Here is a 12,264-nt window from a genome sequence, read left to right on the forward strand (position 1 = left end):
TCGATCATCGGATCTCTCAATTCTTAGAAGCACCAGGTTATCATCTGGTTTGACCGATTTTGCGCCGGAGACAATTCGATAAGCGGTCTTATGTCTCAGATCAAAACTCTTCCCACTCGTCGTCATTGTTTTTTGCATTGCCATGTGACGCGGTTTTTACATGCGCCGGCTTCACTATTGGAACTACTGGCGCTTTACTTCGCGCGATTGCTTTAACGGGTGCAGAATTATTCTTCGAATTTACTTTAAAGAAATTGAGTAACTTGGTCATGCTGGCAGACTGTTCACTCATGGAAATACTGCCGGCCGCTGCTTGTTCCGCTAAAGCTGCATTTTGCTGGGTAATATCGTCCATTTGAGAAACTGCTTGATTGACTTGCTCGATACCCGCCGATTGTTCCGAGCTGGCACTGGCAATGTGCGCCACAATCTCGCCAACCTTCGCGACACTTTCGACAATTTCAGTTAGCGCCGCACCTGTTTCGTTAACAAACGAGGTACCGGCACGGACTTTTTGGACACTGTTCTGAATCAGGTCATTACTTTGTTTGGCGGCATTGGCACTTCGCTGGGCCAGGTTACGTACTTCTGTTGCAACAACCGAAAAACCGCGACCTTGCTCTCCCGCCCTGGCAGCTTCTACGGAAGCATTCAATGCGAGTAAATTAGTCTGGAAGGCAATTTCATCAATCACACCAATAATTTCAGCAATCTTATTACTGCTTTCATTAATTTCCTGCATCGCAGCGATAGCTGATTTAACTACATCGCCGCCTTTTTGCGCTAATTGACTTGCCGAATTAACAACCTCTGTCGCTTGAACGGTATTTTGTGCATTATTTTTTACGGTACTGGCAAGCTGTTCCATACTCGCAGCGGTTTCTTCCAGGCTGGCCGCCTGTTGTTCGGCACGACTGGAAAGGTTGTTATTGCCGCTGGCCATTTCCTGCGATGAACTGTCTATAAAATCAGCCGCATCCCTGATTTGAATAATAAATTCGCTCAATTTTTCCAGGGTGCCATTGATATTATTCTTGCACTCGGCATAGACGCCTTGATAGTCATTGGTAATCGTACTGGTTAAATCGCCTTGGGACATGTTTTCCATGACCCTGTTAATATCACTAAAGGCGCATTCTATGACGTCCGTTAATTCATTGATGCCGGACGACAACATTTTGGTAAACCCTTGTTTATCGCTCATGTTGATGCGGCTGCCGAGGTCGCCCGCTTTAACATCCTGCACCAATTGTCCAATCTCTTGTTCAATTAGAATGTCTTGTGTTCTATTTTTCCATTCCGCAACAAAACCGATGCGCTCGCCTTCACCATCAATGACAGGACTGGCAATAACATTAATATGTTGACCTCCAATAACCAGCTCTGAACTATAAGGTTCTTTTAAGTTTTCCAACAGTCGGCGTTGATGAGCGGGATCCTTGTGAAAACTGTCGATACTCGCGTCCATCAGTTTATCGACATTGAAGTCCGGTAACTGTTGGCGAATATCATTCTCCGCAGCCTTGAACATGCGTTCAACGCTATCGTTGGTGTAAATAATTTCAAGATTGGTATTGGTCACCATGACACCGGATTGGACATTATCCAGCGCCTGATTAATTCGTATGGCTTTTGCGGTATCGTCTCTGGATTGTGCCAAATCCAAACTCAAATTTACTTCCATCGAGTACAAGGCGCGCTGAAAATCACCGATCAGGTCATTTCGGGTTAAGTCCTGCACATTGCCGAACCTTTTCTCGGCCAGACGATAAAAAATACCGATGGTTTTATTTAACATCGTGGTGAAGTTTTTGATTACATTGAAACCTATCGCCGATGCAATCATGACCGACGCTGCAACAGCAGCCAGCAGCAAATGGTCCTGCGCTAAAAACAACAGGTACATCAAGTAGAAAACGGGAACCAAGAGCACCGCCAGCGCTACTGTCATTTTTTTCCAGACATCCATTTCCTTGATGGATTTAACCATTGCGGCTAAACCGGTAGGTCTTATTGTTGCCGTCTTGGCATCAAGCTGCCGGTATAGCCGCTCTGCTTTTTCAATATTTTCCCGGCTTGGCGCGCGTCGAACGGAAAGATATTCATGAACCTTGCCATTTTTAAAAACAGGCATTGCATTCGCATCTACCCAATAATAATCGCCGGATTTAGCTCTGTTTTTTACCAGGCCATTCCAGGGTCTAAGCGCTTTTAAAGTCCGCCATAAATCTTCAAAGGCGGCCGCCGGCATGTCGGGATGACGAACAATATTATGTTCAGCGCCTATCAGTTCATCGCGGGTATAACCGCTGATATTGATAAATTCATCGTTGACGTAAGTAATAACTCCTTTTAAATCGGTTCGTGTAATCAGCAACCCACCTTTTTTCATCAGGATTTCCTGATTAGTTACAGGCATATTTATTTTCATCCTTTCCCCTCACAAACTCTAATGTTCGTTTTATTATTGATATTCATCTTGATTCAACTGTTCTAATTTTAATAATTTATCCATATCGAGCGTAGCGTCATCCTGCTTGTATTAATGGACATCATCGTGTTATTCCTCTTTTGGCAGCATTAAAATTCTTCCCAATCGATACTATTAATAAATGTGATTGTGGTTTCAGCTTGACTTGATTGCTACTGAACTTTTATGTGCGCTCATTCCGGTCAGTATTGTTTCTTTAGAGTGAAAAAGGAAGGTGCCCGAATAATCATCCACTTTAAAACCCTATTATAATCAACAGGCTTTGCGCTTGTTTTTTGGTGATTCCAGTCGCTACGACTTGCATCTATTCGGGTGAAGGTTTGATGGGTTCGATACCGGATGCTTGCTCAATTAAGGCAATGTTGATTTTGAGTCATCATGATAGTGACAAATACGGCAATATTTTACGGAGATAAAAGCGCGGCAATAAAACAGCCTGTAAAAATTTGTCTCGTTGACTATTTGTGAGTTTTTCAACCGTACTTTGCGCCAATCAACTTGTTTCCACATTTATTATTGATATACATTAAATTAAGTCATTACCCAGTAATATTTCCATGTTTTCTTGTTCAAGCTTAAGAAAAGCATCATGAAATAATTCATCTTGTATATTCATTTTATTATCCGCCAAATCATAACGGTTAGAAATCAGCTAATCGCTATCAAATCGATAAGACTTACAAGAGACTATATGTAAGAATATTCCTACATAAAAAACAGCGAGCTAACTTTCGGCGGGGGTTGCTGACACGATACAGAGGGAATAAATAGAGTGCACTGCGAATGGTATCAGGATAACTTCAGCGAACAGTATGAAGCCTTAATCAAGCAAATCATTCTTAAAGGCATAATGGATAATTTCGGCATTTTTGGACATATTCATTTTTTTCATGAGACGGGTTCTATACGTGCTGATAGTCTTGACGCTGAGCGTCATCTGCTGGGCAAGGTCGGTAATGCTTTTACCTGCACAAATACCGCAAAAAACCTGAAACTCGCGATCGGTCAGCGTGGTATGCAACGGTATTTTCTGGTTCGTATTCAATTCTGCAATCAGTTTTTCAGTCATCGCCGGGCTGATATATTTCCCCCCCTTAGCGACTTTTCGAATCGCCTCGACCAATTGCTCGGGCGCACTTTCTTTGGTGAGATAGCCGTCAGCACCGGCGCGCAGCATTCTGATCGCATATTGATCTTCCGGATACATGCTCAAGATCAGGATGGGTAGGTGCGGAGATTGATGCTTCGCCAGCTTAATCAATTCCATCACATTTTTACCCGGCATGGCGATGTCGAGCAGCATGATATTCCAACCCTCGTCCCGGATAAACTTTAAAGCCTCATCGCCCGAACCCGCTTCACCGAACACCTCCATATCGGGAATATCGGCGAGGATTTGCTTGAGTCCCCGCCTGACGATGGCATGATCGTCGACAATTAATACTTTAATCATGGTAACCGTCGCTTTCGGATGACTTTAAATGCATGTTCAAGACCAGTGAGGTTCCTTTTTCCGGTTTACTGACGATGATGACTTCGCCGCCAAAATGACGGGCGCGCTCATGCATGCCCAGAATGCCGTATTTACCGGATTTGTGCATCTGCGCCTTAGTCATGCCGCAGCCGTTATCCGTTATTTTCATCATCAGACTGTTTGCACCTGTTTCAACATCAAGCGTTACATGGGTTGCTCCGGAATGTTGAGCAATATTGGTTAATGCTTCCTGCATAATTCGGAAAACGGCGATGTCCCGGCCTTCATCCATGACAATATCATTTTCCTGAACCGTTAAAACGCATTGAATACCGTTTTGCCGTTTAAATTCATCAAGCTTCCACTCGATGGCCGCTAATAAGCCTAGATGATCCAGAATACTCGGTCTAAGATCGGCAATGATTTTTCTGACCGAACCAATGCCATCGTTTAAATGCAGATTCATCACCGCAATTTTTTCATGACATAAGGACAAATCTGCCGGTATCTGTTTCTGCAACCAGCTTAAATCCATTTTGTGCGCGGTCAGAAGACTGCCCAATTCATCATGAATTTCCCGTGCGATTCGGGTTCTCTCGTCTTCCCTGACGGTCTCCAGGTGGCCGGATAAATCCCGTAACGCTTCCTCAGCCTTCTTGCGTTCGGTTATATCATGCACCGTGCCGATAAAAAAATGACGCTGATCCACGTAGAACCGACTGACGCCGAGTTCCATAGGAAAAATCGAGCTGTCTTTTCTGAGTCCGCTCACCTCGCGTCTGATGTCGATTATTTTAGCTTTTCCGTTGCTCAGATAGTTTTTTAAATAGGAATCGTGTCGACTCCGGTCGGGCTCAGGCATCAGTTTGTTAATATTATGACCTGTCAATTCCTCGGCGGAATAACCGAAAAGCCTTTCGGCAGACGGATTAAGTTTCTCAATGAATCCATGTTCATCAATAATGATAATGCCGTCGGATACATTATTAAAAACAGAGCGTATCCTCGTTTCGCTTTTACCTAGCGCATCTTCCATTTCGACGCGATGAGTCACGTCGTTCAGCACGCCGACGTAGTGGGTAATCCTGCCTTGTTGATCCTGTATCGGCGAAATATAGATTTCGTTCCAGAACAGACTGCCGTCTTTGCGATAGTTGCGCAAAATGGCATGGGCATCGCGCTTACTTTGCAATGCGGCGCGCAATTCATGAATATCTTCTTGATCGCTATCGTTATTTTGCATAATACGACAATTATGGCCTAACAGTTCCTGCAGGGAATACCCCGTCATGCGTAAGAAGGCTTTATTGGCATAAATAATGGCATAATCCGTGTCCGCCAAACCGGTAATGACAATGCCGTTACTGCTGGAATCAATGGCATGCTGCATCAAATACAATTTTTCTTCAACGTTACGGCGGGCGGTGATGTCTTGCATGACGCCGTATATTTGTATGACTTTACCGCTGATGAGATCGCGAACCGGCAATGAATGATCGCTAAAATAGCGAACTTCACTGCCATTAATAATGCCCCGGTACTCGCTGGTATCTTCGCGCCCCGTCAGTAGTTTGTTAAATCGATCCTTAATAATCGGCATATCGTCAGGATGGATCGGCAATACCCAATCGCGAGCCGGGTTTGACTCGCCCTGAAATGCGGCATCGCCGATAAGCCGTTTTAAAGGTTCCGTGACCCATTCGAATACCGGTTTGCCCTCCGGGGAAATGCGTATGAAATAAGCGAAATCCCGTGTGAATCGGGAAATGAAAGGGTCCCTTCTTTCATGTAACTGGAATTTGTTGTCGTTTTTGCAATGCTCTTTTTTTGTTTTAAACAGGCTTTGTTCTATTGCGTCGGGTAAAGAATGACGATTGCGTTTGACGACATAATCGGCCATGCCGATCTTGATCGCAGCGGCCGCTATGTCTTCGTTTCCAGCGTCGGTCAACATGATGACAGGCAGGCAGGCATAGCGGGATTGGATTTCCTTAAATAAAGTCAATCCGTCTGTCCAATCGAGCCGATATTCGGTAATCGCCAGATCAAAACCGGCTTCGGTGATTTTCTCGTCAAACGCCTCGCGGCTGCTAACCTGAACGATATCGGCGTCGGCAAACACACAGCGCAATGTTTTTAAAGTTAGGGAACGCTCAACGGCATCATTATCGATAATCAGGAATTTCATGCTTTCTCAGGTGCATCTGTTGTGTTGGGTTAGGCCATTGTAACTTTAATTACGCTGCATCGGTTGTTGCTGGAAGGATAGATAACGAAGTTGACCTGATTTAGCAAGATGCTTCAGCCAACCAACCGTAGAGACGCGATTTATCGCGTCTATCGATTTATCGCGTATCCAATCGTTGCGCCTTTTCCGGATTTTGGGTCAAACTGGAGAGCAGACGCGATAAATCGCGTCTCTACAGGTCGCATTTTTTGGAATTAGCTGTTGGTATATCGAATATTTTGTCTCTGACTGAAGCATCTTGCCAATCAGGAAAGTTTTTAACAAAATGAAAAAAAACATTTGTTCCTTTTACCACGGAGAAAAAACATAAAACTCCGTGTCCTTCGTGCCTTCGTGGTGAATAATGCTTTTTGCTACGGACTATCTTAGTGCTTTTTTGAAATGGCCTTGGGTGAAATCCCAAAATGTTTAACAAACGCAGTGCTGAAATTGCTGGCATGACTGTAGCCAACCCGATCTGCGGCAACACCCACCTGACACTGTCCCGATTCCAGCAATTGATAGGCATTATTCATCCTGATTTCCAACAGCAAACCGTAAGGCGTGTTGTTAAAAAAGTGATGAAATAGCTTTTTTAATTTGAATTGATTGGTTCCCGCCCGTTTTGACAGCTCTTCCACTGACGGCGGGTTCTTGAATTCATGGAATAAAATATCCCGCGCCGACTTTGCGATAGCGGCATCTTTTTGATTGAATTCCGCTGAATTTCGACGCTTGTCTTCGCACAGGTGGCTTAACTCAAAAGCCAACAGCGACATGATTTGTCCATGCATGAATATCCGGTTGGTTTCCCTGGATTCGTTGCAGTTCAATAACTGTTGCGCAGCGCATATCGCCTGTGGAGAGATAGGCCGATAGCTTAATAATTGAATGCCGTTTTTGTTAAACAGCTGGGTAGTCTTATGTTCGCCAACATATCGGTTCAGCCAATTCTTAGTCAGTGCGAAACGAAGCTGCATCGTCGGTTTATGGGCTTGGTATTGCCGTTCGCCAACACTTGAACGCATGGTTGTTATCGACGTGTAGCCCTCGTTAAAAACAACTTCATCGCCGTTTTTTTCGGCAAATCGGGATTGCCCTTTTAAGCCTAGCGTAACCACCAGTCTCGGCTCCTGATAGTCTGTTTTGCTCAAAACAGCCAGGTCTTTTGACGGCGTGTAGCGGGTTTCTATATAGCTTAAGTCTTGGTCAAGCTGGAATATGGCTGAGCGGCCCACGCCTAAATCTTCCGGTAAGGACTGATGCAGGCAGTTTTTTTGCTGGTGAAATTGCAGTTCGTCGCTGCTGATGCGCCACCGTTTCGCTGTTGTTTGCTGTGTTTCCATTATGACTCGTTTGGTTTTGTGACTATAAAACATCCAGGTTATTACTGACCAAATCCTAAGCACAAACTGCGCCTTGACTTGTTATCGCATTATTTTCATGGCGTTAATGGTTTTTTGGGGGGCGATAAAAAACATTCCGGTGTAAAAAGTACGGCATATCACACACTAAATTGAAGAAACCGGGTCATATCGCGCAATCCTACTTTTGGCATACGAAATACTCCTTTTGCCATACGAATGCGCGAGGAAATCGCTGTCGGTATTGGGTAGTATCTCCGCACCGTATTCGAGCCAAAGCCAAGTGTTGCTTTGACTGTCGAATAAAAAATTCTCAGCCAATACTGAGGCGTGTTTCTTTACTACGTTGGAATTATCATGAAATTCATACGCTCCAATCGACCTGTTTCGCTTTTACAGCTAAGCAGCCCCCTGGTTATTTCCTTTTTACTGGTTAATTCCAGCAGCGCAGTGATGGCGCAAGAGCAGCCGAAAACAGTTAAAGCAGAGAAAAAAACGACCGAAGCACAATCTCCCATCGAACTTAAAACAATGGAAGTGACGGAAAAAAGCGACCGGAAACTTGAAACGGCAAGCGCAGAAGTCGCTCTTTCGCCGGGCGGCGTCAGCCTGGTTAATATCAATGAGTTGCATGACCGTAATGTATCCAGCGTAGCGGATTTCTTCCGCTACGTGCCCGGTGTTTGGGCGACCAGCCAAAGCGGCAACGACGAAGTGTTTATAACCAGCCGCGGTTCGAATCTGGATGCCAACAACTTTGCCGGGAGCGGCGTTAAGTTGCTGCAAGACGGCCTGCCGGTCACGGCCGCTGACGGCAACAACCACAACCGCATGATCGATCCGCTGGCCTCCAGTTTCGCAACCGTTGCCCGCGGCGGCAATGCGTTTAAGTACGGCGCCAGCGCCTTGGGCGGCGCCATCGATTTTACCTCGCCCACCGCTCAGGACAGTCCTACCGCGCGGCTCTCACTCAGCGGCGGCAGTTTCGGCCAGTTTCTCGGTCGCGGCACGGTCAGCAAGGTTTTCAATGACAGCTTCGACGGCTTATTGACTCTGGAAGGCAAAGAATGGGACGGCTACCGCGACCATAACAAACAGGATCGCTTTGGCCTTTACAGCAACTTCGGCTGGCAAATCTCCGATTCCGTGGTTAACCGTACCTTTGTCAGCTACATTAAAAATAATCAGCAGTTGCCGGGGCAGTTGACCAGGGCGCAATTCGACGCCAACCCCTATCAGGCCAGCAGCCAGGCTATCGGCGGCAATTATCAGTTGAATACCGAGACCGAGCGCGTTGCCAACAAAACAACCTGGACCATTGACGACAAAAGTTCGTTCGATGTCGGTTTTTCTTTTGAAAACCAGCATCTTTATCATCCGATCGTCGATACGGTGCATTTTTTTCCCGGCGATACGGCAGACAGGTTTAGTCTGCTGGTCGATTCAGTCCAACAGGACTGGGGTACGTCCGCCCGCTACAACCTGCGTCTGGACAGTCATGAATTATTGCTGGGCGTGAATTACGGCACCAACTCGGATAAAGGCGGCAACTACACGAATGTCGGCGGCGTGCGTGGGCCTATGACCAATCAAATCACCAAGGAAGCAGCCGATAACGTCGAAATTTTTGCCCAGGATCACTGGCATATTACCGATAAATGGACGCTGACACCCGCGTTGCAAGGCGTGTTTGCGCACCGTGAAGTCAATAATACCAGGCTGCCGATTCCTCAGGACGCCAACTTCAATGTGTATTCTCAAGGCGGCAACCACAGCAATGACTATAGCGGCATTAATCCCAGTTTAGGCTTGATGTATAACCTGACCAAGAGCGCCAGCCTTTATGGAAATGTCAGCCGTTTATACGCACCGCCGACTAACTACAACATATCGGACAACATCACCGCAGGCTTAGGCACTACCAACCTGAAGGCAATGGAGGGCACTTCTGTCGAAATAGGCACGCGCGGCACTCAAAAACTCGGCAACTTAAACACGGTGAACTGGGATTTGTCGCTGTATTATTCATGGCTTAATAACGAGATTCTATCCACGACCCCGCCCGGCGGTTCTGCCAAGGCGGCGAACTTTGATAATACCATTCACGCAGGCATTGAAGGTTTAATCGGCGGCAGCTTTGCCCTGGATGGCAAGGGTACGCATACCATCAAACCCATGCTGACCTACACTATCAACCATTTCAATTTTGATAATGACCGCACTTACGGCAACAATGCGTTACCGGCAGCGCCCAAATATTTTTTAAAGGGCGAGGCGCTCTATCACCATGCGAACGGCTTTTTTATGGGGCCTACTTTCGATGTGGTCGGCAAGCGTTGGGGAGACTACGCGAATACCTATAAGATTGATGCTTACGGTCTGCTCGGCATGCGTACCGGCTGGTCCAATGATCATTACAAGGTGTTTCTCGAAGGCCGGAACCTGCTCGACACCAAATACGTTGCCAATACCAATATTATGAACACCGCAACAGCAACCGATGCGATGTTAAACGCGGGAGCACCGCTGTCTTTCTATGGCGGCATAGAAATCACTTATTAACTTGGTCGTTGTTTCTCGTTCCCACGCGCTGCGTCAAGGCCATTAAGTTAAGCGTTGTAGGAGCGGGCCGCGCCCGCGATGAAAGCGCTGCAACTTTGCAATCGTCGTCCAAATGTCGCGGGCGCGGCCCGCTCCTACGGCGTCATTGTCTTCTTAACTTTGGCAGTGACTCGCTACGTGAGAATGCAGTCAAGGTGCGCTACGAACGGTGAATTGCCGACAATGCGCAAAACATAAACTTTTCTAAATACATGACGTAGAGCGGGAATAAAGCAAAACAAACTTTATGCATCCAAAGCCGAACATCCCTAACACTTTATTGATTGAACAACGCAGGCTCCGTTTAAAAGGACATGAAATGCAAAATCGCCTGATAATGAAAATACACGCCCTCATCAAACCGTTATTGTTTTTAACCTTAACGGCCGTTGCCTCATTTCCGATTATCGCTCAAGAAACGGCACCCGTTCTTATTCATGCCGCGCGCGTTTTCGACGGCAATAATATGAGGACGAATACCTCGGTATTGGTGGTCGGCGGGCTTATCGCCCAAATCGACGCCCGCGAGACATTCAAGTCCGGTGCGGCAAAAGTCATCGATTTGGGCGATGCAACCTTGCTGCCGGGTTTCATCGAATTGCATGGACATATGGCCTATCAACATATTCCGGCCGATACCGTTCTAAAGCACGGCATCACCACGATCCGGGACGTAGGCGGGCCGTTGCACCCGCCTTATGGCGGCGACGGCAGCTTGCGTGTGCTGACCTCCGGGCCGATTATCACCGCGCCCGGCGGTTATCCGATACCTGAATTGGGGGCTGAAAATATCGCCATAGCCGTTGCCACCGAACAGCAAGCGCGGGAAACTGTCCGCACCCTTATTAACGGCGGCGCGGTCGTGATTAAGGTCGCGTTGGAGCCGGGCGGCGAAGCGGGCGCGCCGTGGGCCTCGGGTCATCATCATGCCGATGGCGGTCCCCATCGCAAGACTTCCCGCTCAAAAAAGCGATGGCCGCTATTATCCGAACATATCGTCAGGGCGATAGTCGATGAAGCCCATCGACAGGGACGCAAAGTGGCGGCGCATATCGGCGAGGCAAAAGGCGCAAAGATAGCCGTTGATGCCGGCATTGATGAATGGGCGCATGTGCCTTGCGACATTATTCCGGATGCGTTGCTGAAAAAAGCGGTATCGCAACAGGTAAAAACAATCACCACGCTGGATACCTTATCCAAGTGTACGGGGGCCGCTCACAATGCCCGCGCTTTTGCGGCATTGGGCGGGGCGCTTTTATACGGTGCCGAGATTGCGCATCCCGACATTCCCTGGGGCATTGATGCGCAGGAGCTTATCGCTATGATGCATCTGGCAAACATGCAGCCGATTGAGGTCTTGCGTAGCGCGACATCGAAATCAGGCCGGTATTTGAATAGTCCGCTGCTGGGCACTCTGCAACCGGGCGCCCCGGCCGATATGATTGCCGTCAAAGGCGACCCTACGCATGCGCTAAAAATACTCGAATATCCCGATCTTGTAGTGTCGGGCGGAAGCATTATCCTCAACAATTTTGAAAGGAGTGTCACAATGCCTTAATGTACACGACCGCCTGAATGCCTTACACTAACGTCAACCATAATGCTCAAATGTCTTATATGACGATAGCCGTTACGGGGATGCAACATTGCTAATCATTTAAGGAAAATTCTCATGAAATTAAAATCTATTACTGTATTAATGGCTGCCATCGCTCTTGGCTTAAGCTCACAGGCTAACGCTACCGAACATCATACAGCGCAAGCACTGGAGCATTCGGCTATGGCTACGGCACATGGACAAGACGGTCATGCCGACCAACTGCTTAAGCATGCTGAAGAAGGTCTAAAACATGCCGAAGCGGCTGAAAAGGAACATGCTGAGGCGCATGTGCATATGACTGATGCGGTTAAGCATTTAAAAGAAGCTATAGCTCACGCTAAACAAGGACATGCCGATGTCGGTACCAAGCATACCGAAGAAGCAATGACCCATATGCGTCAATCCATCGGTCAATAAAAAACCGGTATGATGAACGGTGGTTGAGAACTTTCTTGACCACCGCCTGGTGCTGTAATCATCCCTGATATAAGACCGCCTATTGGAATT

7 protein-coding genes are annotated in these 12,264 nt (G+C 47.1%); 3 read left to right on the top strand and 4 right to left on the bottom strand.

The window, feature by feature from the left end:
• Positions 1 to 100 precede the first annotated feature (100 nt).
• From Q8L79_RS12805 to Q8L79_RS12820, 4 genes are all read right to left on the bottom strand, one after another.
• Positions 101 to 2,419, bottom strand: coding sequence for a methyl-accepting chemotaxis protein (locus Q8L79_RS12805; protein WP_305271861.1), 2,319 nt, complete (start codon positions 2,417 to 2,419; stop codon positions 101 to 103).
• A gap of 892 nt (positions 2,420 to 3,311) precedes the next feature.
• A complete protein-coding gene (locus tag Q8L79_RS12810) occupies positions 3,312 to 3,944 on the bottom strand; it encodes a response regulator transcription factor (protein WP_305271863.1) in 633 nt (210 codons plus the stop codon).
• Complete coding sequence (locus Q8L79_RS12815; RefSeq protein ID WP_305271865.1) at positions 3,937 to 6,153, bottom strand: PAS domain S-box protein; 2,217 nt, start codon at positions 6,151 to 6,153, stop codon at positions 3,937 to 3,939. Before Q8L79_RS12815 ends, Q8L79_RS12810 begins: the two co-directional genes overlap by 8 nt.
• 425 nt (positions 6,154 to 6,578) lie before the next feature.
• Entirely contained in the window at positions 6,579 to 7,538 is a 960-nt protein-coding gene (locus Q8L79_RS12820) for a helix-turn-helix transcriptional regulator (RefSeq protein WP_305271867.1), read from the bottom strand.
• A gap of 375 nt (positions 7,539 to 7,913) precedes the next feature.
• On the opposite strand from Q8L79_RS12820, the gene Q8L79_RS12825 reads away from it, so the two are divergent.
• The 3 genes from Q8L79_RS12825 (at position 7,914) to smbP (ending at position 12,174) form a co-directional block, all read left to right on the top strand.
• Positions 7,914 to 10,118: a TonB-dependent receptor domain-containing protein gene (locus Q8L79_RS12825; protein WP_305271869.1), complete on the top strand. Its 2,205-nt coding sequence runs from the start codon at positions 7,914 to 7,916 to the stop codon at positions 10,116 to 10,118.
• A 358-nt stretch (positions 10,119 to 10,476) separates the two neighbouring features.
• Positions 10,477 to 11,715: an amidohydrolase family protein gene (locus Q8L79_RS12830; RefSeq protein WP_305271871.1), complete on the top strand. Its 1,239-nt coding sequence runs from the start codon at positions 10,477 to 10,479 to the stop codon at positions 11,713 to 11,715.
• Positions 11,716 to 11,829: 114 nt separating this feature from the next.
• Positions 11,830 to 12,174, top strand: a complete 345-nt coding sequence (gene smbP / locus Q8L79_RS12835) for a small metal-binding protein SmbP (RefSeq protein ID WP_305271873.1) — start codon at positions 11,830 to 11,832, stop codon at positions 12,172 to 12,174.
• Positions 12,175 to 12,264: the final 90 nt, after the last annotated feature.

The organism is Methylobacter sp. (assembly GCF_030680395.1).
Classification (GTDB): domain Bacteria; phylum Pseudomonadota; class Gammaproteobacteria; order Methylococcales; family Methylomonadaceae; genus Methylobacter_A.

Coding starts and splice junctions, on each gene's coding strand:
- Q8L79_RS12805 (WP_305271861.1), bottom strand. CDS start 2,419: ATGCCTGTAACTAATCAGGAAATCCTGATGAAAAAAGGTGGGTTGCTG.
- Q8L79_RS12810 (WP_305271863.1), bottom strand. CDS start 3,944: ATGATTAAAGTATTAATTGTCGACGATCATGCCATCGTCAGGCGGGGA.
- Q8L79_RS12815 (WP_305271865.1), bottom strand. CDS start 6,153: ATGAAATTCCTGATTATCGATAATGATGCCGTTGAGCGTTCCCTAACT.
- Q8L79_RS12820 (WP_305271867.1), bottom strand. CDS start 7,538: ATGGAAACACAGCAAACAACAGCGAAACGGTGGCGCATCAGCAGCGAC.
- Q8L79_RS12825 (WP_305271869.1), top strand. CDS start 7,914: ATGAAATTCATACGCTCCAATCGACCTGTTTCGCTTTTACAGCTAAGC.
- Q8L79_RS12830 (WP_305271871.1), top strand. CDS start 10,477: ATGCAAAATCGCCTGATAATGAAAATACACGCCCTCATCAAACCGTTA.
- smbP (WP_305271873.1), top strand. CDS start 11,830: ATGAAATTAAAATCTATTACTGTATTAATGGCTGCCATCGCTCTTGGC.